This window comes from Zhengella mangrovi, assembly GCF_002727065.1.
Taxonomy (GTDB): Bacteria; Pseudomonadota; Alphaproteobacteria; order Rhizobiales; family Rhizobiaceae; genus Zhengella; species Zhengella mangrovi.
The window spans coordinates 70,834-92,509 of sequence record NZ_PDVP01000018.1 but is presented as its reverse complement, the minus strand read 5'-3'; the positions used below and the strand labels follow the sequence as shown (position 1 = coordinate 92,509).

Below are 21,676 nucleotides of genomic sequence, written 5' to 3'. Positions count from 1 at the left end.
GGGCAACGGCCAGCGGTCCGGTGCCACGCCTTCAGCAAGACAGACAGGACGCCATGACCAGGACACATGCTTTTCCCGACCGGCCCGCGCCGCACGCCCCCAGGCACGGCGCGACCGATACCCGCCATGGCATCACGCGATCCGACGACTATGCCTGGATGCGGGCGGAAAACTGGCAGGAAATGTTCAAGGATCCCTCGGTCCTGGACCCGGAAATCCGTGCCCACCTGGAGGCCGAGAACACCTACCAGAGCGCCATGATGGCGGACACGGAAGACCTGCGCAAAACCCTGTTCGCGGAGATGAAGGGACGGATCAAGGAGGACGATTCCTCCGTTCCGATGAAGGACGGCCCGTTTGCCTACGGCTCCTCCTTCGTGACCGGTGGCGAACAGCCGCGCTTCTTCCGCACGCCGCGCGACGGCGGCGAACGCCAGATGCTGCTGGACGGCGACAAGGAGGCGGAGGACAAGGCCTATTTCCGGCTGGCGAGCGCCGACCATTCGCCCGATCATGCCCGCCTGCTTTGGGGTCATGACGACAAGGGATCGGAATTCTTCACGCTGACGGTGCGCGACCTGGCGACGGGCAGCGATCTTCCCGACCGGGTGGAAGACACCGGCGGCAGCGGCACCTGGGACGCGCAGTCCGGCGGCTTCTTCTATTCGCGTCTCGACGAGAACCATCGCCCGTCCAAGCTGCTCTATCACCGGATCGGCAGCGACGCGGCCGAGGACCGGCTGGTCTACGAAGAAGCCGATCCGGGCTTCTTCATGGGCTGCGGCGGGACGCGCGACAACCGCCACATCCTGATTTCGATCCACGACCACGAGACGTCGGAATACCGCATCCTGCCGGCAGACGGTTCCTCCTTCGAGCCGAAGCTTGTTGCCGCCCGGCAGAGCGGGCTGCAATACGACCTGGAGGAAGGCGGCGACATCTTCTTCATCCTGACCAACGCCGATGGCGCCAAGGATTTCAAGATCATGACGGCGCCGGCTGACAATCCGGTTCCGGCCAACTGGACGGAACTGGTGCCGCATGTGCCCGGCCGCCTGATCCTGGCAGCGCTGGGATTCGCGCGGCATCTCGTGCGCCTGGAGCGCAAGGACGGGCTCCCGCGGATCGTCATCCGCGAGCGGGCCAGCGGAGAAGAACATGCCATCGCCTTCGACGAGGAGGCCTATTCGCTGGGGCTGATCGGCTCGCTGGAATACGACACCGATGTGATCCGTTTCTCCTACTCGTCGATGACCACCCCGTCGCAAGTGTTCGACTACAACATGGCGACACGTGAACGGGTGCTGCTGAAGACGCAGGAAGTGCCGTCCGGGCATGATCCGGACGATTACGTGACGCGACGCGTGATGGCGCCGGCCGGCGACGGCGAGACAGTCCCGGTATCGCTGCTCTACCACAAGGACACGGCGCTTGACGGGTCGGCGCCCTGCCTGCTCTACGGCTATGGCTCCTATGGCATCACCATTCCCGCCGCGTTCAACACCAATTGCCTGAGCCTGGTGGACCGCGGCTTCGTCTATGCCATTGCCCACATCCGTGGCGGCAAGGACAAGGGCTACCACTGGTACGAGGAAGGCAAGCGGGAAAAGAAGACGAATACGTTTTCCGACTTCGTCGCAGCCGCGGATCACCTCGTCGCCGAAAGCTTCACGTCGCATGACCGGATCGTGGCGCAAGGCGGCTCCGCGGGCGGCATGCTGATGGGTGCCGTGGCCAACATGGCGCCGGAGGCCTTCGGGGCCATCGTCGCGGAGGTGCCTTTCGTCGACGTGCTCAACACGATGCTCGACGACACGCTGCCGCTGACGCCGCCGGAATGGCCGGAATGGGGCAACCCGATCACATCGGAAGCCGATTACCGGACGATTGCCGCCTACAGCCCCTACGACAACGTGGCCGCCCTGCCTTACCCGCCGATCCTGGCCGTTGCCGGGCTGACCGATCCCCGGGTCACCTACTGGGAGCCGGCCAAGTGGGTTGCGAAGCTGCGCGAGTTCTCGACGTCCGGCAACCCGGTGCTGTTCCGGATCAACATGGATGCCGGCCACGCAGGGGCCTCCGGACGTTTTTCGCGGCTGGAGGAGATCGCCTATACCTATGCCTTCGCGCTGAAGGTGACCGGCAAGGCGGGATAGGCCCGTGGGACTGACTGCCAGCCTGCTGGCCGGTCTCTTCCTCTCCGCCTTCACCTCGGCAACGCTGCTGCCGGGCACCTCGGAAGCCGTGCTGGCCGGACTCGTCGCGGCGGGATCGGTGCCCCTGCTGGCGCTCGTCCTCGTCGCCTCGGTCGGCAACGTGCTCGGTTCCTGCGTCAACTGGTGGCTGGGCAAGCAGGCCGCGCGGTTCGGGGCCAAGGCGGCCGGCGGCGGCACCCCGCCGGCCCGCGTGGCACGCGCCCAGGCCTTCTATCACCGCTACGGCTACTGGTCGCTTCTGGCGAGCTGGGTGCCGGTGATCGGCGACCCGTTGACCGTTATCGCAGGCCTGATGCGGGAGCCGTTCTGGCGGTTCGTGGCCATTGTCGCGATCGCCAAGACCGGGCGCTACGCGGTCCTCGCCGCCGGGCTTGCGGCCGCGGGTCTGCAGGGGTAGAGCGAAGCCGGTTTGCCGGCCAGAGCCTCTGGCCGGCCCCGGCAAACGCCTTATGTAGCTTTCTGACTTTTCCCGTACCGTCTATTTTCTTCGACCAGGATTGGCTTCATGACCCAAGTTTCGCCTCCCGCTGCTGCTTCCGGCATGGAAGGTCACCCGCAGCGCTGGCCCGCCCTTTTCACGCTGCTGACGGCGGCGTTCATGAACCTGATCGACGTGACGATCGTCAACGTCGCCCTGCCGACCCTCCAGGAAAACCTCCACGCCGGGCCGAGCGAGATCGAATGGGTGGTCGCGGTCTACGTGCTGGGCTTCGCGCTTGCCCTGCTGCCCTTCGGACGGCTCGGCGACATGGCCGGCCGCAAGCGCATGTTCATGCTGGGCGTATTGCTCTTCACGCTGTTTTCGGCGCTGTGCGGCCTGGCTCCCAACATCGAGACGCTGATCGTGGCGCGTACCTTCCAGGGCCTGGCGGGCGGCATGATGACGCCGCAGGTGCTCGCCATTGCACAGGTGATCTTTCCGCCGCGCGAGCGGGCCCAGGCGTTTTCGCTGTTCGGCCTCGCCGCCGGTCTTGCCTCGGTGGTCGGCCCCCTGCTCGGCGGAACGCTGATCGGAGCGGACTTCATGGGCCTCGACTGGCGGCCGATCTTCCTCGTCAACATTCCCGTCGGCCTGGCGGTGCTGGTCATCGGCCAGAAAATCATCCCGGACCTTCCCGGGCACCCCGATGTCGGGACCGACTTCAAGGGCGTTCTCATCGGCGCGCTAGGCGTATTCCTGCTGATCTTTCCCATGGTCGAAGGCCACAACTTCGGCTGGCCGGCCTGGCTGTTCGCGCTGATGGCTGCCGCCTTCGCGTTCTTCGCGCTGTTCTTCCGGCACACCCGCCGCCAGCAGGCGGCGCGCCGTCCGCAGCTCATCCCCTACTCGCTGCTCGCCAACGGCAATTTCATGCTTGGCGCGGGGATCGCGACGCTGTTCTTCTCCGGCGTGGCCGGCTTCTTCATGGTGTTCGCCATCTTCCTGCAGACCGGGTTCGGCCTGACGCCGTTGCAGTCCGGCCTGACCACCATTCCGTTCCCGATCGGCGTCCTGACCGCCTCGCTTCTGTCCGGCCGGCTGAAAGGCCGTTATCCGCGTCAGCGCCTCGTCGGCGGCGCCGTGCTGATGGCCGCCGGCATGGGCCTGCTGGACATCGTCATCTCGTCGATGGGCGACACCGCCACACGCTCGCTCATGGCTGCGCCGCTGTTCATCGGTGGCCTCGGGCTCGGCATGGGCATTGCCTCGCTGTTCCAGACGATCCTTGCCGGCGTGCCGCACAAGGATGCCGGCGCGGGATCGGGCACGCTGCAATCGTTCCAGCAGATGGGCAACGCGCTCGGGATCGCGGTCTGCGGCCAGATCTTCTTCGCCACGCTCGGCGTGCAGAAAGCGAGCGGCGCCGACATGCACCCGGCCTTCATCGCATCGATGAAAGGCGCGCTCATCTACGAGATCGCCGCCTTTCTCGCGGTCGCGGTGCTGGTCAATTTCCTCAAGGCGCCACCGACGGGCCATGACGAACCGTCGCGGGCGCAGCCGCCGACGCCGGTGGAGGCCTGACGCCAGCCCAATGCCGCCGCATTTTCAAGCCATCGTAACGCCAGTTCAATTTCGGAGCGGCGGTTGGCACGTACGATCAGGGTCTTGTGGCTGGCAGTAACGATCTGTCTCTGGGCAGCGGCTGCCGTGCCTCTGTTCCTGGCAGCGCGCGGCCTGGCGCCCCTGTTCCTGCAGGACGATCCGGTTCTGCGCGCCGAAGCGCTCGTAGCCGGAGCCCGGGCGCCCGACTATGAACGGGAGATCGGGCGCGCGCTGAAGGAAGACGACCCGGACCTGGCCGCCGAACTGGCAAACCTGGCAGAATTCCGGGCCGTGCCGCTGTCCCCTGCCCTGCTGTCGCAAGTTGCGGCCGCCAACCGGTTCGACCTGATGCGCAGCGCGGGGTCCGTGATGCGCGGTGCCGTGTTCGGCGAGATGACGTCGCCGGCCGGGACAGCCGCCGCCATCGCGACCGATCTCACCTCCATCGGCGACGTTCGCGACCTCGTCCGCGAGGCCGCCGCCTATCCCGACCACGATCCGCTGATCGTCGCGCTCGCGGGAACCGGACTGGCGCTGACGGCGGGCACGATCGCGTCAGGCGGCACCAGCGTCGCGATCACCGGCCCCGCCAAGCTGGGCGCCGGCCTGCTGAAGCTCGCCCGGCGCAGCGGCAGGCTGACCGCGCGCCTGTCCGGCGATCTCCTCAACCTTGCAAGACGGGCCATCGACAGCCGGGCGCTGGCCGTCACGGCCCGCCAGGCCGGACGGCTTGATCTCGTCGCGGCCCGACGCAGCGCCGCACGCGTCATGCGGCCCCGCGAGACCCGTCTGCTCGGCGAGGCAGCGGAAAGCGTCGGCGCCATCGCCGGCAAGGAAGGGCCGCGCGCGGCCCTGGCGGCCCTGTCGGTGGCGGAAACCAGCGGAGACCTGAACGCGCTGCGCCGGATCGCCAGCCGCTTCAAGGGCCACTTCCGTGCCGTGCTGCGTCTCGCTCCGGAGGCGCGGCGAGGCCTGTTGCGGATCAGCAAGCTGACATGGCGGATCGGCGAACTGGCTGCCCTGGTGCTTGGGTGGACGCTGGGCGCATTCGCCCTGCTGACGCGCCTGATCCGGATCGTGTTCCGCCTTTTCGTGGCAGGTGGCGCGCGGCTGGCAGGGGTCCTACCCGCCTGACGCGGGCAAAGCCTTCAGGTAGGCGGCGATGGCATCGCGATCCTCGGCCGGCAGTTTGGCCATGTTTTCCTGGACGGCGACCATGGCGCCACCAACGGAATCGAATTCCGGCGTGAATCCGCTTTCCAGGTAGTAGGCGATATCCTTGGCTGACCAGGAGCCGATGCCGCTCGGCGTGATGTCGGGGATCTTGCCCTTGCCGTCCGGTGACGGCCCGCCCTTCAGCCAGCTGGCGTATTCCGGTCCGCCCAGGACGTTACGCGGCGTATGGCACTCGCCGCAATGGCCGAGCGCCTCGACCAGGTAACGCCCGCGCCTGAGCTGATCGGTCGCGTCGGCCGGCAGGTCGACGATAAAGCCCTCGCGCAGGAACAGCCATTTCCATCCGCCAAGCAGCCGGCGGATGTTGAAGGGAAAGGAGACCTCGTGCGGCGGGGCTTTCTCGGTCACCGGCGGCAGGGTCTTGAGAAAGGCAAAGAGATCGGAAAGGTCCTTGCCCGTCATGCGCTCGTAAGTGGAATAGGGAAAGGCCGGATAAAGATGCTCCCCGGCCGGCGAAACGCCCCGGAGCACCGCGTTGGCGAACTGTCCGAGCGTCCACGAGCCGATCCCTGCCCGGGGATCCGGGGAGATGTTGGGGGCCACGAAAGTGCCGAACTGCGTGACGAACCGCTCCCCGCCTGCAAGCACCAGCTTTTCGTCGCCCTTGGCGCCGGGCGCGGCGTGGCAGGCCGCACAGCCCGCCGCATAGAATATGCGTTCTCCGGCCGCGGCGTCTCCCTGCGGCAAGGCGGCTATCTCATCAGCCGACAGCGTTTTCGGCGCGGTGATGAACCAGAAGGCAAGCCCGCCGGCAACCGCCAGCAGGACGAGGAAAACGGCGAGCTTGCGAATCATGGATCAACTGCCCCGCAGATCATTCACTTCTTGATGCGGAAATTTTCGTGGCAGGACTTGCAGTTGCCACCGATCTTGCCGACCGCCGCGCCGAGCGAGGCGACATCGGTGGGCGGGTTGTCGAGCGCGGCCTGGACATCGGCGCGCCACTTTTCATTGGCGGCCGCGAAGCCGGCAGCGTCTTCCCAGACCTTCGGCGACGCGGTCGAATCGCCACCGCCAGAGCCCTCGGGGAAATGGTTGGCGAAGGTCGCGGCGATGAAACGCATCGCTTCGAGACCGCCTTCGACCTTCTTGGCGTCGAACGCGATGTCGCCCTTCGCCATGCCGGCCAGCGTGGCCATCACGAAGGAGTTGGCCTGCATCGCGCCTTCGCGCATCGCCAGCGCATCTTCTTCAGCCCTGGCCGTGCCGGCCATCAGAACTACCGCGGACACCGCGATCGCAAATTTCATCATCGAAACAGTCCTTCCTTGGGTTCAACCTGCCGGGGCAACAGCCACGGGTACACGCCATCATATTGATTCCCCCGGGAATCGGGATCACGGTTCCGTGAGGTCACCTGCGTCAAAATGCAACTCAGCGTTCACAGATTGATGACAGCACAAGAAAAACCCCGGTACAGGACCGGGGCTTTCCATTCGCCTGGCGATCAGGCCTTCTCGTACATTTCCAGGACATAGTCCCAGTTGATCAGGCTATCAACAAACGCCTCGAGATATTTCGGGCGGGCGTTGCGATAGTCGATGTAATAGGAGTGTTCCCAGACATCGACGCCGAGGATCGGCGTGGCGCCATGAACCAGCGGGTTCTCGCCGTTCGGCGTCTTCATGATCTCCAGCTTGCCATCCTTGACGGCGACCCAGGCCCAGCCGGAGCCGAACTGCGTGGTGCCGGCGTTGATGAAGTCGGCGCGGAACTTGTCGTAGCCGCCGAGATCGGAATCAACAGCCTTCTGCAGGGCGCCCGGCAGGGACTTTCCGCCGCCGCCCTTCTTCATCCAGTTCCAGAAGTGGACGTGGTTGTAGTGCTGGGCGGCGTTGTTGAACAGGCCGGGGATCTTGCCGTGGCTCTGCCTGACGACATCCTCCAGCGAAAGGCCGGCCATGCCGGCTTCCTCGGCCAGCTTGTTGCCGTTGTCGACATAGGCCTTGTGGTGCTTGTCGTGATGGTATTCCAGGGTTTCCCGGGACATGTACGGAGCCAGCGCTTCATAGTCATAAGGCAGGTCGGGAAGTTCGAAAGCCATCTTCATCTCCTCTTGGCGAATTTTGAATTGCGGCTGCCGACAGACATATGGTGCCAACGGCTGGCGGCAAGAAACCAGCGCCTTTATTTCCAGAAAAAGCCGAGACTTGCAAACCGTCTTCGCGGTTCAGGCGTGCGCCCATTCCCAGTAGAGATCGCGCGCCGTGCGGGCGACGGGTCCTGCCTGGAGCTCCCGATCCTCGATGCGGATGACCGGAACGACCTTGGAATGATTGCCGGTGGAGAAGATCTCGTCGGCGGCCATGAAGTCGTCGATGGTCAGCGTCTTTTCGGTGACGGTCATCCCCTTGGCGCGCAACAGCGCGATGGTGCGCGAGCGGGTGATGCCCGACAGGAAGGTGCCGTTCGGCGCCGGCGTGAAGACCTCGCCATCGCGCACCATGAAGATGTTGGACGTCCCTGTCTCCGCGATATTGCCCAGCATGTCGCGCACGAGGCAGTTGTCGAAACCGCGGGACCGCGCTTCGAGAACCGCGCGGGCATTGTTGGGATAGAGGCATCCGGCCTTGGCATTGGTCGGCATGCACTCGATCGTCGGACGGCGGAAGGGTGAAACCGTGACGGAAAAGCCCGATGGTGCGATCATCGGCGTTTCGAACAGGCAGAGCGCGAAGCGGGTCGATTCGGGATCGGCCGGCACGCCCATGTAGCCGCCGTGCTCGGCCCAGTACATCGGCTTGACGTAGATGGCGGTCTTGCCATCGAACCGCTTGATGCCTTCCCAGGCCAGGGCCTCGATCGCCTCGGCGGTCATGGTCGGCTTCATCAGCAGGGCCTCGGCGGACCGGTTCACGCGCTGGCAATGAAGGTCGAGGTCCGGCGCCACGTTCTCGAACCAGCGCGCACCGTCGAAAACGGTGGATCCCAGCCACATGGCATGGCTGCGCGGTCCGATCAGCGGCGGATTGCCCTCGTGCCAGTCTCCGTCAACCCAGGTCCAGGTGGTGGATTGCGCGGTCGTATCGACAGCCATTGTTTTGCGCCCCCGTCGGTTCAGCGTTTTCATCGGGGCGCCATCGAAAGCCCAAAAGCATGGCAGGTCAATCCTTTGGCCGCCGATGTGCGCGTGTTTTCGCCAACTCTCCCTTGACGCCCGCGGCGAGCGGGCCGAAAAGTCGCGAAGCCAGGAGGATCCCATGCCCTACAAAGCCTTCGTCTTCGACGCCTACGGCACGCTGTTCGACGTCCATGCCGCCGTGCGCCGCCATGCCGCAGCGGCCGGACCCGACGGACAGGCCCTCTCGGAGATCTGGCGGGCCAAGCAGCTCGAATATTCCTGGATCCGGGCAATGACCGGTGCCTACCGCGATTTCTGGCAGTTGACGGAAGAAGCGCTCGATTTCGCCTTCCAGAAGGTTCCCAGCGTCGACCGGGGTCTGCGCCAGCAGTTCCTCGACGCCTACTGGAAACTCGATTGCTACCCGGAAGTGCCCGGCATCCTGAAGACGCTGAAGGACCGTGGCGCCCGGCTTGCCATCCTGTCGAACGGCTCCCCGGCGATGCTCGACGCCGCGGTCCGGTCCTCCGGGCTTGACCTGCTGCTCGACGACGTCTTCTCCGTCGATCCGCTCAAGACCTTCAAGACCAAGTTCGAGGTCTACGACCTGGTCAGCGCGAACTGGAAGCTCTACCCGGATGCCGTCTCCTTCCAGTCGTCGAACCGCTGGGACATTGCCGGCGCGGCGCATTTCGGCTTTCATACGGTCTGGATCAACCGGACCGGCCAGCCGGACGAATATGCCGACATGCCGGCAAACCTGATCCTGCCGTCGCTGGACGGGCTCGTCACAGTGTTGTGATTGTCAAGAAACTCAAGCAGGCGCTACTTGAGGACAAATCGCAGCCAGGACGGCGGCCAACACATTGTGGCCAGAATCAAGCCCGCATGAGGGACCGGATCAGGAACCGGCGCGGCGATGATGCGTTGCCATGCCGTCACCGCAGGAGAATGGACCGACCATGAACGATCTGAAAGCAACCCTGTCGCGCCGACGCCTCCTGGCCGGGGCCGGCTCGGTCGCCGCCCTCGCCCTTTCGGGTTGCAGCACGACCCGCACCCGGACCCGGTCCGTCGAGCCCGTTGCTCCGCCTGCCCCGAAGGCGCCGGTCATCGGCCTGGCCGAGCCGGCGCTGATGTATGCGCCGGTCGAGGACAACGGGTTCAAGGTTCCCGGCGTGCCGTGGCAGAAGGTTCCCAGGCAGTTCCGCCGCCAGCTTGTTCCGAACCTGACCGGCGAGCCGGCCGGCATGCTGATCGTCGATACCAACAACCACTTCGTCTATTTCACGCAGGATGACGGGATGGCGATGCGCTACGGCGTCGGCCTGGGGCGCGAAGGGTTCGAGTGGACCGGTCGCGGTTACATCGAGCGCAAGGCCGTCTGGCCGAAATGGCACCCGCCGGAAGAGATGATCGCCCGCGAGCCGAAGCTGGAGAAATACCGCACGACCTACGACAAGGAAAACGACCAGTGGCTGGGCGGCATGGACGGCGGCCCGATGAACCCGCTCGGCGCGCGTGCGCTTTACATCTACGAGGACGGCAAGGACACGCTGTACCGCCTGCATGGTTCGCCCGAATGGTGGTCGATCGGCAAGAACGTGTCGTCCGGCTGCGTGCGGCTGATGAACCAGGACATCATCGACCTCTACAACCGGGTGCCCGAGCAGACACCGATCCTCGTCACCAACACGCTGGCTGCGCCGGTCTCCTGATCCGGTCCGGATGGCTACCCGAGAAAAAGCCGGCCCCGGGGCCGGCTTTCCTTCTTCCGTGCACGGCTCCGATGGGCCGGTGCTGCGTGATTACCGCCGCAGGCTGCCGAGGATGCCGCGCACCAGCGCCCGGCCGAGCGAGGAGCCGACCGAGCGCACAACCGACTTGATCGCCGCCTCGGTCACGCTCTGGCGGTTGGATGTCCGCCGGCGCGACGACGAGCGGCTCTTCGTCGACGGGGCCTCGTCCGATCCCCAGCCGGGAATGGTCCAGCCACCGGAGGAATCCCGCTCTTCCTTTTCGCGGTTGCGCAGTTCCACCTCGCGGCGGCTTTCCTCCTCCTCGCGACGCTTGGCTTCCTCTTCCTCCAGGGCCGCCTGCTTGGCGCGCTTTTCCAGCACCTCGTAGGCGGATTCACGATCGACGGTCTCGTCGTACTGGCCGGCAACCGGGCTGAGCTGCATGATCTTCTTGCGTTCCGCGTCGGTGATCGGACCCAGCCGCGACGACGGCGGGCGGACGAGAGTCCGCTGCACCATGGACGGCACGCCCTTCGTCTCCAGCGTCGAGACCAGGGCCTCGCCGACGCCGAGCTTGGTGATCTGCTCGTAGGTGTCGAAATCCGGGTTGGGACGGAAGGTGTCGGCCGCCGTCTTCACTGCCTTCTGTTCCCGCGGCGTGTAGGCGCGCAGGGCATGCTGGATGCGGTTGCCAAGCTGGGCCAGGACCGTGTCCGGCACATCGAGCGGATTCTGGGTGACGAAATAGACCCCCACGCCCTTGGAGCGAATCAGACGGACAACCTGCTCGATGCGTTCGAGCAGGATTTTCGGCGCCTCGTCGAAGAGCAGGTGCGCCTCGTCGAAGAAGAAGACCAGGCGCGGCTTCTCCGGATCGCCGACCTCGGGCAGTTCCTCGAAGAGTTCCGACAGGAGCCACAGCAGGAAAGTGCCGTAAAGGCGCGGGTTCATCATCAGCTTGTCGGCGGCGAGCACGTTGACGGCGCCGCGGCCATCCGGCGTGGTGCGCATGATGTCGGCAATGCGCAGGGCGGGTTCGCCGAAGAAGTGGGTGCCGCCCTGGCGTTCAAGCACGAGCAGCGAGCGCTGGATGGCGCCGACCGAGGCCTTCTGCACGTTGCCGTAGCGTTTCGAGATCTCGTCGGCATGCTCGGCGACATGGACGAGGAGCGACTGCAGGTCCTTCATGTCCAAGAGCAGGAGGCCCTGCTCGTCGGCGATCTGGAAGGCGATGTTGAGTACGCCTTCCTGGGCTTCCGACAGGTTCATGAGGCGGGCCAGCAGCAACGGTCCCATTTCGGAGATGGTGGCCCGGATCGGATGGCCCTGCTCGCCGAAAAGATCCCAGAAGATCACCGGGAACTCCTGGAACTCGTAGTCCTCGAGACGAATCATCTCGGCGCGCTTGGCGAGGAAATCCTTGGGTTCGCCGATGGCGGCGATGCCGGAGAGGTCGCCCTTGATGTCGGCGGCAAAGACCGGAACGCCGGCGTTGGAAAAGGATTCCGCCAGGATCTGGAGCGTCACCGTCTTGCCGGTGCCGGTGGCGCCGGTGATCAGGCCGTGCCTGTTGGCATACTTGAGGAGCAGTTCCTCGGGCCGCTGGTAGCTGTCGTCCGGTGTCCGGCTGGCACCGATGAAAATCCTGTCCGCAGCGCTCATGACTGCCCTCCATTCGCACCTAGATGCAACCGCATATATCCAAGCACCGCCTTCGCCACAATGGCGTGACGCCCCTGATGTGGCCGGCGGGGTCACAAAGTGTTGCAACCGCGCCGCGGCAAACGGCCGATGGCACGGTTGGGCCATTGTGCCCATTGCTCCTTGCCGAACACGCCCATAAAGTCAAAACAGGGTTTCGACATGCCGGATCGGAGGTGGAATGGACGCGGCGGTCCTCAAGCAGGTTTCATTCGATGCACTCGGCATGGACCACTGGCGGCAACTGGCGGAAAAGGCGCTGAAGGGCGCGGACTACGAGAACACTCTGGTTTCGCACAGCGACGACGGTATCCGCATCGATCCGCTTTCGCCGCCGGCCACGCCGCGCCTGGTGACAGGCGCCCATGGCGGACAGCCGTGGACGATGGTGCAACGGGTGGACGATCCCGACACGGAGCGGGCGACGCGCCAGATCGCCGAGGACCTGGACGGCGGCGCCAACGGGCTTGCGCTGGTCTTCGAAGGCGCGCCCAATGCCTTCGGCTATGGACTGACTGCCAGCCCGGACACGCTCGCGGCCGTTCTGGACGCCGTTCCGCTCGACCAGACGCACCTCCGGATCGACGTCCACCCCTCCAGCCGCAATTCGCTCGACTGGATGGTGGCGCTGCTGATGAAGAAGCGGGTCAACCCCGCCTCGCTGTCGCTGTCCTTCGGCATCGATCCGGCTGCAATCTTCGCCGGCACCGGGCGGCTGCGGATGTCGATCGCGGCACTGCGCGCCTCGATGCCGCAGTCGCTGGCGCACTTCTTCGCCATGCAGGTTCCCGGCGTTCTGCTGGAAGCGGACGGGCGCGTCTATCACAACGCCGGCGCGACCGAGGCCCAGGAACTGGCGGCCATGCTTTCGCTCGCCGCCGGGCACATGCGCATGTTCGAGGAAGCCCGCCAGCCGCTGGTCTATGCGGCGCCGCATATCGGCTTCTGCGTCTCGGCGGACAGCGACCAGTTCATGACCATGGCGAAGATCCGCGCCCTGCGCCTGCTATGGACGCGGCTGCAGGAGGCCTGCGGCATCGAACCATCGGCCACCTCCATCCATGCGGAAACCTCGTTCCGCATGCTGACCCGGCGCGATGCGGAGACCAACCTGCTGCGCAACACGATTGCCTGCTTCAGCGCCGCCGTCGGAGGTGCGGACACGATCTCCGTGCTGCCGCACAGCTTCGCCCATGGCCTGCCGGACGATTTCGCACGCCGCCTTGCGCGCAACACCCAGCTCGTGCTGGCCCAGGAAAGCCGGCTCTGGTTCGTCGCCGATCCGGCCTCGGGATCCGGCGCCATCGAGACGCTGACCGATCGCCTTTGCGAAGCCGCCTGGACGGAATTCCAGGCCATCGAGGCGGAAGGCGGCATCCTGCAAAGCCTGCTCGACGGGGCGTTCCAGGTCCGCGTGAAGGCGGCCGCAGAAGTCCGCGCCAAGGCCTATCGCGATGGCGAGCGGGTGCTTGTCGGCTCGACGATCTACCCGCCGGGTGACGACCGGCCGGTGACGACGTGGCAGGCCGAGCGCCGCCCGATGCCGACGGACGGGTCCGTGCGCTGCGAACGGCTCGACATCACCCGGATCGAGCAGATGGCCGGAGGGGCTTCATGATACCCGATTTCACCCGGATCGGCTGGCAGAAGCCCGACAGCAATCCGGCATCGGTGGCGGACGGCGAAGCCTGGACGACGCCGGAAGGCATCGCCGTCGCGCATGCCTATGGCGAGAAGGAGCTTCGCGGCCTGGGCTTTCTCGACAGCATTCCGGGCGCGACGCCGTTCATCCGCGGCCCCTACCCGACGATGTACTTGCAGCGGCCTTGGACAATCCGGCAATACGCCGGCTTCTCGACGGCAGAGGAGAGCAATGCCTTCTACCGCCGCAACCTGGCGGCGGGACAGAAGGGCCTATCGGTCGCCTTCGACCTGGCGACCCACCGCGGCTACGATTCCGACCACCCGCGCGTGGCAGGCGACGTGGGCATGGCCGGGGTCGCGATCGATTCCATCCTCGACATGCGCCAGCTTTTCGACGGCATCCCGCTCGACGAGATGAGCGTCTCGATGACGATGAACGGCGCGGTTCTGCCGATCATGGCGCTCTATGTCGTGGCGGCGGAGGAACAGGGCGTTTCCCAGGACAAGCTGTCGGGGACCATCCAGAACGACATCCTCAAGGAGTTCATGGTCCGCAACACTTACATCTACCCGCCCAAGCCCTCCATGCGGATCATTTCCGACATCTTCGCCTATACCTCGACGCACATGCCGCGGTTCAACTCGATCTCGATTTCCGGCTACCACATGCAGGAAGCCGGGGCGACGGCGGACCTGGAACTGGCCTACACGATCGCCGACGGCATCGAATACGCGCGTGCCGGCGTCGCCGCCGGGCTGGATATCGACACGTTCGCGCCGCGCCTTTCCTTCTTCTGGGCCGTCGGCATGAACTTCTTCATGGAAGTGGCCAAGCTGCGTGCCGCACGCCTGCTCTGGGCGACGCTGATGAAGAAGGAATTTTCGCCCGACGACGAGCGGTCCCTGTCGCTGAGAACCCATTGCCAGACCTCGGGGTGGTCGCTGACGGCGCAGGATCCCTGGAACAACGTGATGCGCACCATGGTGGAAGCCATGGCGGCCACGCAGGGGCACACCCAATCGCTGCACACCAATTCCTTCGACGAGGCGCTGGCGCTGCCGACCGACCATTCGGCGCGGATCGCCCGCAACACACAGCTCGTGCTGGCCCGCGAATCCGGAACGACGCGGATCATCGATCCCTGGGGCGGCTCGGCCTTCGTCGAACGGCTGACGCATGACCTCGCCGTTCGCGCTCTGGCGCATATCGAGGAAGTGGAGAACCTCGGCGGCATGGCCTCGGCCATCGAGAAGGGCGTGCCGAAGATGCGGATCGAGGAGGCATCGGCGCGCACACAGGCGCGGATCGACACCGGCCAGCAACCCGTGATCGGGGTCAATGCCTACCGGCCGTCGGACGACCGCGAGGTCGACGTGCTGAAAGTGGACAACGCGGAGGTGCGCGCGCGCCAGCTTGCCAAGCTGCAGGAACTGAAGGGCACGCGGGACGTGGGCGCCGTGGACAAGGCGCTGACAGACCTGACCGAGGCCGCCAAAAGCGATGGCAACCTGCTCGCTTTCGCCATCAAGGCGGCCCGTGCGAAGGCCACGGTGGGCGAGATCAGCCTGGCGCTGGAAAAAGCCTTCGGGCGGCATGTCGCCGACATCCGCACCATCGCCGGCATCTATCGCCGCGCCGCCGGTGAAGATCCGAAGGTGGAAGCCGCCATCGAGCAGGTCGAGGCCTTCGAGGAAAAGAACGGCGAGCGCCCGCGCATTCTCGTCGCCAAGATGGGCCAGGACGGCCATGACCGCGGCCAGAAGGTCATCGCCACCGCGTTCGGCGACCTGGGGTTCGACGTCGTGGTCGGCGCCATGTTCCAGACCCCGGAGGAAGTGGCGGACCTCGCCGTCGAGCACGATGTCCACGTGATCGGCGCATCGTCGCTGGCCGCCGGGCACCTGACCCTGGTACCCGAACTGCGCGAGGCGCTGGAAAAGCGCGGGCGGAGCGATATCCTGATCGTGGCGGGCGGCGTCATCCCGCCGCAGGATCATGACGCGGTGCTCAAGGCCGGTGCAGCGGCCATCTTCGGCCCCGGCACGGTGATCGCGGAGGCCGCCGGCGCGGTCGTTTCCCTGCTGATGGCGCGGGAGTGATTGCCCGAAAGCCGGCAGGACCGACGGATTTCACAACAGCCACTCCACCGGCAGCCAGCCGATGACGGTCAGCAGGACGCTGCGCAGGAGCGAACCGCCGGGTTCGTCGTGGCGCGTGACCGTTTCGTCGCCCTTCCGGCCGCGCCAGACCAGGTGGCCATCGCGGTCCAGCGACATGGCCCAGGCCGCCTCGGGCACGGCCGTGGCAAAGCTCCTGTCCAGTTCACCTGCAAGCTCGGCGTCATCGATCACCAGCCCCATCTCGCAATTCAGCAACGCCGAGCGGGGATCGAAATTGAAGGAGCCGACGAAGATGCGTTCGCCATCGACGGTGAAGGTCTTGGCGTGGAGGCTGGACGCGGAGGAGCCGACAAGGCCCAGCCGGTCCCTGCCGCCGGGGGCACCCGCGCCGCGCCTGAGTTCGAACAGCGCAAGACCGTCGCGCAGCAGAGGCTTGCGGTATTTCGTGTAGCCGGCATGCACCGCCACCACGTCCGTGGTCTCCAGCGCATTCGTCAGCACCGACACGGCAATGCCTTTCCGGGCCCAGCCGGAAAAGGTGGCTGCCCCATCCTTTCCGGGAATGAAATAGGGCGAGACCAGATTGAAGCGCCCGGACGGTTCGCCGATCTCGCGAAAGAGGCACCGGATCAGCAGGCGATCCTCGGGCACCCGGCCCCTCCCCTTGGCGGGATCGTCGGAGTGAAGGTCCGCTCGCGTCCATCGGAACAGGTCTTCGCCGGCGCCGAGCCGGCGTACGAGGCCGGACTCGTCCAGCGCATCGCAATACTCAGCGAATTCCGGTGACAGGCGGACCTCTTCCGCTTCCTTTTCCAGCACCGCGGTCGATGCCTTTCGGTGCGGGATGATCCGTTCGGCAGGGATGGCCGATGCGCTGGCCCAGTAGGCATCGAAGTCGCGCGATACCGCCGGAACGACCTCCCCGACGGCGAGCACGTCGAGATCGATGAACAGGCTGTCGCCGGCCGCGAAATACTCGTCCCCGATGTTGCGCCCACCGACGATCGCCGCCCGGCCGTCCACCAGCAGCGACTTGTTGTGCATGCGGCGGTTCAGCCGGAAGAAGTCGAAAGCATAATTGAGAACGCGCGGCCAGCGCAGCATGAAGGGGTTGAAGATGCGCACCTCGATGTTGTCGTGGCAGGCGAAGGCGGCCAGTTCCGCGTCGAAGTCCGGCGTGCCGGCATCATCCACCAGGAGACGGACCTTCACCCCCCGGTCGGCGGCATCGAGCACGGCCTTCATCAGGACGAGGCCGGTCTTGTCGCGCTGCCAGACGTAGTAGCGCGCGTCGATGGACGAGGCGGCGGCCCGGACGAGGGCGAGCCGGGCCACGAAGGCGTCCATGCCATCGGGCAGCGGCAGGATCCCGGTCAGGCCCGGATGCGCGGCCACCTGCTCCTCCAGCCCGCCGGCCAGCGCGCCGGTGGTGGCCGGGGGATGCGCGGTCGTCGCCGACGAAGCCGGGACGGGTGGCGGAAAGGCCAGCCTCAGTCCGGACAGGAACACGGCGACCGCAACGATGGCGAGAACAAGCACCAGCACGTTGCGGCTCAGGGCGACCGGGATCGCGGCGGCGCCGGCGCCGTGCCGTCGGCGGACAGCAGCACCGACAGGCCGCGCGTGGACGGCGAAGCGGCCAGGATGATGGACAGGATGGCGGTCAGCGGCACCGCGAGGATGGCCCCCGGCACGCCCCACAAGGCCGACCAGGTGGTCAGGGACACCATGACGACGAAGGGGCTGAGATTGACCGACTGGCCGATCATGCGCGGCTCGATGACATAGCCGACCGTCATCTGTGCCGCCGTCAGCGCCAGGGCAGCAACCATGGTCTGCCCGACCGAGCCGAACTGCGCCAGGCTGAGCAGGACCGGGAAGGCGACGCCGACAATCGATCCGACATAGGGAATGTAGTTCATCAGGCCGATAAGGATGGCCCAGAAGGCCGCGAAATCAATGCCCAGGGCGATCATGATGAGGTAGGACGTGACGCCGAGGATGATGTTGATGACCGTCTTGACCGCCAGGTAGTCGGTGATCGACCGGTTGATCGAGGCGATCACGTCATGGGCGCGCTCGGCCCGTTCGGCATCGCCGGCAACACTGGTGAGCTTGGCGGCGAACTGGCCGCGCTCGGCCAGCAGGAAGACGGCATAGAAGACGATCAGGATGATCTGGCCGCCCATCGCGGTAACCTGGCCGAGCGTTCCGGTGATGATTGCCTGCAGGCTGACGCGGCCGGTCAGGTAGGTCCGCAATGTCTCCCAGGTCGGCGTCTGCTCGAAGCCGGCCCACCTGGTCAGGCGCCCGGCAAGGCCGACGAGGTTCTGCTGGTAGGTCGGCGCGACGCTGGCCAGCTTGTCGACGGTGGAACTGAAGATCATCGCGATCATGAACAGGATCGCCGCGAACCCCGCGGCCACGACCAGGTTCCGGAACCAGCGCGGCGTCCAGCTGAGGACCGGCACGCGGCTGAGCGATTCTGCTGCGGCGGTCAGGATGTAGGCGCTGATGATGGCGGCGAAGACCGGCCAGAGCACCTTGGAGCCGACCCACAACAGCCAACCGGCCAGGCTGACGACAAGCAGCACATAAGCCACCTTGCGCGCGCTATCCGCAACGGCAATCACGTCTCCCGGCTCCTTCGGTTGCGGGGCAATGCCCGGCAATAGGCAAGAGTTGCAGGCCATCCTTCTTGGCACGGCCCCCGCATGTCAACTGTTTTGACCGTGGGACCCGTGCCAATGCTGGACAGACGCCGTTTCCTTTCCGCCCTTCTGCCCGCGACGGCCGTGGCCGCCGTGCCATTTCCGGCCAGTGCGCGTGCCCTGCTGGAACGCACCGCCATGCGCGGATCGCTCGATGCGGGCGACCTCGGCGTGCGGCCGGGGGCACTGGATGACCAGTCGCGGGTGTTCCAGGCGATGCTGGACGAGGCCGACCGGCGCAACCAGGCGGTGTTCCTTCCGCCCGGCATCTATCCGGTTTCGAACCTCACCCTGCCCAAACGGGTCCGGCTGTCCGGCGTTCCCGGCGCGACGCAAATTGTCTATACCGGCAACGGCCACCTGTTCGGCGGCGAGGACTGCGAGATGTTCTCGCTTGAAGGCCTGACCATCGATGGCCAGAACCGCTGGCTCTCGGACCAGACGCAGGGCCTGATCGACCTGCGCCGCGTCGGGCGTGTCATGATCGACCAGTGCGACATCATCGGATCCGGCAAGAGCGGGCTGACGCTGGAGCGCTGCGGCGGGCGGGTGGAACGCTCGCACATCTCCGGCGCGCAGGACTATGCGCTCTATGCGGTGGAATCCACCGGGCTGACCGTGACCGGCAACACGGTGGAAGACTGCGGCAACGGCGGCATCCTGATCCACCGCTGGCAGGACGGCCCCGACGGTTCCTTCGTGACTCACAACCGCATCGCCAGGATCGGCGCACGCCGGGGCGGCACCGGGCAATATGGCAACGGCATCAACCTGTTTCGCGCCAGCGGCGTGACGGTGGCCAACAACAGCGTATCCGACTGCGCCTTTTCCGCCATTCGCGCCAATTCCGCCTCCAACATGATCGCGCAGGGCAATTCCTGCCTGCGGTCCGGCGAAACCGCCCTCTACGCGGAATTCGCCTTTGAGGGCGCGGTGATCGCCAACAATATCGTCGACGGCGCCGCCAACGGCATTTCGGTGGTCAATTTCAACCAGGGCGGCCGGCTCGCGGTCATCCAGGGCAACGTGGTGCGCCACCTCTCCACCGAAGGCCCCTACCCGGCCGATGCGCCGGGCTTCGGCGTGGGCATCACGGCAGAGGCCGACACCAGCATCACCGGCAACACGGTGGAAGGGGCGCCGCGCTACGGCCTGCACCTCGGCTGGGGCGAATTCCTGCGCAACATCACGGCTACCGGCAACATGATCCGCGATTGCGGTACCGGCATCGCGGTCTCGGTGGCCGACGGCGCCGGCCGCGCGGTGATCTCCGACAACGTGATCGACGCGGCGCGCAAGGGCGCGATCGTCGGCTACCGCTGGAGCGAGCCGGCCACCGGCGACCTGGCACGGGCTAGCGCGTCCGACTGGCCGAACCTGACCGTGGAACGCAACGCTGCCGGCTGACAGGCCGGATCAGACGAGAGGCGACGCGGGCCGCATTTCGCCGACCGCTTCGCCGTTGCGGTTGAGCACGGGATGGCGGGCATATCCTTCCAGGCAATCCGCCAGGGCATCGTCCCGCCCGGAGGCCGCGTAGGCGAGGACCGCGGCAACCATGACCTCGGCGGCGCGCGGAGCGCCGTCATCGGCCTTCAGCGCGATCGCCAGTCCCTGTTCCGGCAGGGCTGCGCAATAGACGCCTTCCGCCCCGACCTTGAGAAAGACCCTGCCCGGAGCGGCCTGCATGACGCGGGTGTCGAACCGGTCGGTGCCGGCGACATACCAGGGCGCGGCCATGCAGGCATCCAGCAGGCGACGCGCGGCAGCGGCGCGCTGCGGCTCCAGCCCGCGGCCGGTTGCCATGCGGGCAAAGCCGCGCGCCAGTGCCGTCAGCGGCACCGCATAGGTGGGGATGGCGCAGCCGTCGATGGCAGCATTGCCGCCGTCGTGAGCGGCGCCGGTCACGGCCGTCATCGTCTGCGCGATCAGCGTCTGCTCCCGGTGCCCGGCGGTCACGTAGCCGCCGGTCTCCCAGCCCATGTGGCGACAGGTGCAGAGAAAGCCGGCATGTTTTCCGGAGCAATTGTTGTGCAACTGGTCCGGGCGGGCCATGGCGCGGGCCTGTTCGATCAGCACCGCCGGTTCGGACGACCAGTGGCTGCCGCATTCCAGGTCCGTTTCGGCCAGGCCGGCACGGGCCAGCATGGCGGCGGCGCGCTGCACATGTCCCGGCTCCCCGGAATGGGACGCGCAGGCCATGGCGAGGTCGGCCGTCTCGAAGCCGAGGGCATCCGCCGTCCCTGTTTCCACCAGCGGCAGAGCCTGGATCGCCTTGACGGCCGAGCGCGGGTAGACCGGCCGGTCGATGTCGCCGGCGGAGGCCACGACGTGGCCGTCCCCATCCATGACGACGAAGGCGCCCCGGTGACGGCTTTCGACCCGGGCTCCACGCGTGACCTCGACCAGTACGGGATTGTCCATGCTTTGACCTCAATTCAAGGTTCACTATCATCATGGCCTATCCGGGGTGGACCATGAAATCAATCAAGAGACTTGCGGCGCTGTTCGCCATCCTCTTTCTGCTGCCGTCGCTGGCATCGGCGGCGTGGTGGGTCACCACGGAGCGCCCCGGAAGCTGGCGGCAGGCCGACTGGTCGGCTTCCGGCGTCCTGCCTCCCGCCGCATCGCTCAAGGAGCCGGTCATCCATATCATGGCGGCGCGCACCGGTGGCCTGAAAGGCGCCCTTGCCGTGCACAGCTGGATCGTCACCTACGATCCGACGGACGGCCACTACAACCGCTACGACAAGGTCGGCTGGGGCCTGCCGGTGCGCCGGAACGCCTACCCGGCGGACGGACGCTGGTATTCCAACACGCCCTTCATCGTGAAAACGGTGCGCGGGGCCGAAGCCGCGAGGCTCATTCCCAAGGTCGAAGCGGCGATTGCCGCCTATCCCTACAATTTCCGCGGCGGCTACACGATCTGGCCGGGCCCGAATTCCAATTCCTTCGTTGCCTTTGTCCTGCGCCGGGTGCCCGATCTTGGCGCTGTGCTGCCGGCAAACGCGGTGGGCCGGGATTGGCGGCCGGGCTTCATTTCCTTCGACCATGCGCCGGGCTGGACCGATGTCCACGTCTCGCTCGGTGGCGTCATCGGCCTGGCCGCGGGCCTAAATTCAGGCCTCGAGATCCAGGTCCTCGGCCTTGTCGCGGGTGTCGACGTCATGCGCCCGGGACTGAAGATCCCCGCCATCGGCCGGGTGGGACTCTGACGGCCA

At 66.2% G+C, this 21,676-nt stretch carries 18 protein-coding genes; 10 read left to right on the top strand and 8 right to left on the bottom strand.

The annotated features are described in order from the left end of the window. Nucleotides 1-53: 53 nt before the first annotated feature. The 4 genes from CSC94_RS20845 to CSC94_RS20830 all read left to right on the top strand — a co-directional run bounded on the left by CSC94_RS20845 (nucleotide 54) and on the right by CSC94_RS20830 (nucleotide 5,376). Complete coding sequence (locus tag CSC94_RS20845) at nucleotides 54-2,156, top strand: S9 family peptidase (protein WP_099308307.1); 2,103 nt, start codon at nucleotides 54-56, stop codon at nucleotides 2,154-2,156. Nucleotides 2,157-2,160: 4 nt separating this feature from the next. Beyond that, complete coding sequence (locus tag CSC94_RS20840) at nucleotides 2,161-2,613, top strand: YqaA family protein (protein ID WP_342585968.1); 453 nt, start codon at nucleotides 2,161-2,163, stop codon at nucleotides 2,611-2,613. A 108-nt stretch (nucleotides 2,614-2,721) separates the two neighbouring features. Next, the gene (locus CSC94_RS20835) at nucleotides 2,722-4,221 is read left to right on the top strand and encodes an MFS transporter (RefSeq protein ID WP_245408445.1); all 1,500 of its coding nucleotides are present in this window, start codon (nucleotides 2,722-2,724) and stop codon (nucleotides 4,219-4,221) included. Nucleotides 4,222-4,284: 63 nt separating this feature from the next. Next, a complete protein-coding gene (locus CSC94_RS20830; protein ID WP_133122958.1) occupies nucleotides 4,285-5,376 on the top strand; it encodes a hypothetical protein in 1,092 nt (363 codons plus the stop codon). Here CSC94_RS20830 and CSC94_RS20825 read toward each other — a convergent pair. From CSC94_RS20825 to CSC94_RS20810, 4 genes are all read right to left on the bottom strand, one after another. After that, complete coding sequence (locus tag CSC94_RS20825; protein ID WP_099308304.1) at nucleotides 5,365-6,273, bottom strand: c-type cytochrome; 909 nt, start codon at nucleotides 6,271-6,273, stop codon at nucleotides 5,365-5,367. The two genes, CSC94_RS20830 and CSC94_RS20825, sit on opposite strands and share 12 nt — an antisense overlap. A 23-nt stretch (nucleotides 6,274-6,296) precedes the next feature. After that, entirely contained in the window at nucleotides 6,297-6,731 is a 435-nt protein-coding gene (locus CSC94_RS20820; protein WP_099308303.1) for a c-type cytochrome, read from the bottom strand. A gap of 194 nt (nucleotides 6,732-6,925) precedes the next feature. Further along, nucleotides 6,926-7,522, bottom strand: a complete 597-nt coding sequence (locus CSC94_RS20815; RefSeq protein WP_099308325.1) for a superoxide dismutase — start codon at nucleotides 7,520-7,522, stop codon at nucleotides 6,926-6,928. 126 nt (nucleotides 7,523-7,648) lie between these two features. Next, nucleotides 7,649-8,515: a branched-chain amino acid aminotransferase gene (locus CSC94_RS20810; protein ID WP_099308302.1), complete on the bottom strand. Its 867-nt coding sequence runs from the start codon at nucleotides 8,513-8,515 to the stop codon at nucleotides 7,649-7,651. A gap of 163 nt (nucleotides 8,516-8,678) precedes the next feature. Here CSC94_RS20810 and CSC94_RS20805 point away from each other — a divergent pair, with 163 nt between their 5' ends. Together CSC94_RS20805 and CSC94_RS20800 are read left to right on the top strand one after the other, a co-directional pair. Then, a complete protein-coding gene (locus CSC94_RS20805) occupies nucleotides 8,679-9,341 on the top strand; it encodes a haloacid dehalogenase type II (protein WP_099308301.1) in 663 nt (220 codons plus the stop codon). 160 nt (nucleotides 9,342-9,501) lie between these two features. Continuing rightward, complete coding sequence (locus CSC94_RS20800) at nucleotides 9,502-10,257, top strand: L,D-transpeptidase (RefSeq protein ID WP_099308300.1); 756 nt, start codon at nucleotides 9,502-9,504, stop codon at nucleotides 10,255-10,257. Between the two features lie 90 nt (nucleotides 10,258-10,347). Here CSC94_RS20800 and CSC94_RS20795 read toward each other — a convergent pair whose 3' ends face one another. Further along, nucleotides 10,348-11,940, bottom strand: a complete 1,593-nt coding sequence (locus tag CSC94_RS20795; RefSeq protein WP_099308299.1) for a helicase HerA-like C-terminal domain-containing protein — start codon at nucleotides 11,938-11,940, stop codon at nucleotides 10,348-10,350. Between the two features lie 220 nt (nucleotides 11,941-12,160). On the opposite strand from CSC94_RS20795, the gene CSC94_RS20790 reads away from it, so the two are divergent. Both CSC94_RS20790 and scpA read left to right on the top strand, forming a co-directional pair. Continuing rightward, on the top strand, nucleotides 12,161-13,597 hold the full coding sequence (locus tag CSC94_RS20790; RefSeq protein WP_099308298.1) for a methylmalonyl-CoA mutase subunit beta: 1,437 nt from the start codon (nucleotides 12,161-12,163) through the stop codon (nucleotides 13,595-13,597). Continuing rightward, nucleotides 13,594-15,723, top strand: coding sequence for a methylmalonyl-CoA mutase (scpA, locus tag CSC94_RS20785; RefSeq protein WP_099308297.1), 2,130 nt, complete (start codon nucleotides 13,594-13,596; stop codon nucleotides 15,721-15,723). The genes CSC94_RS20790 and scpA overlap by 4 nt, the downstream gene beginning before the upstream one ends. Nucleotides 15,724-15,753: 30 nt before the next feature. On the opposite strand, the gene CSC94_RS20780 is transcribed toward scpA, so the two are convergent. Beyond that, complete coding sequence (locus tag CSC94_RS20780) at nucleotides 15,754-17,289, bottom strand: phospholipase D family protein (protein WP_099308296.1); 1,536 nt, start codon at nucleotides 17,287-17,289, stop codon at nucleotides 15,754-15,756. Nucleotides 17,290-17,297: 8 nt separating this feature from the next. Further along, complete coding sequence (locus tag CSC94_RS20775) at nucleotides 17,298-18,377, bottom strand: AI-2E family transporter (protein ID WP_245408444.1); 1,080 nt, start codon at nucleotides 18,375-18,377, stop codon at nucleotides 17,298-17,300. A gap of 114 nt (nucleotides 18,378-18,491) precedes the next feature. On the opposite strand from CSC94_RS20775, the gene CSC94_RS20770 reads away from it, so the two are divergent. Then, nucleotides 18,492-19,862: a TIGR03808 family TAT-translocated repetitive protein gene (locus CSC94_RS20770; protein WP_099308294.1), complete on the top strand. Its 1,371-nt coding sequence runs from the start codon at nucleotides 18,492-18,494 to the stop codon at nucleotides 19,860-19,862. Between the two features lie 9 nt (nucleotides 19,863-19,871). Here the strand turns inward: CSC94_RS20770 and CSC94_RS20765 are convergent, their stop codons facing one another. Continuing rightward, nucleotides 19,872-20,879, bottom strand: coding sequence for an asparaginase (locus tag CSC94_RS20765; RefSeq protein WP_099308293.1), 1,008 nt, complete (start codon nucleotides 20,877-20,879; stop codon nucleotides 19,872-19,874). A gap of 53 nt (nucleotides 20,880-20,932) precedes the next feature. On the opposite strand from CSC94_RS20765, the gene CSC94_RS20760 reads away from it, so the two are divergent. Further along, nucleotides 20,933-21,670 carry a DUF3750 domain-containing protein gene (locus CSC94_RS20760; RefSeq protein ID WP_099308324.1) on the top strand — a complete coding sequence of 246 codons (738 nt, stop codon included), beginning with the start codon at nucleotides 20,933-20,935 and terminating at the stop codon, nucleotides 21,668-21,670. The last annotated feature ends 6 nt before the right edge of the window (nucleotides 21,671-21,676 follow it).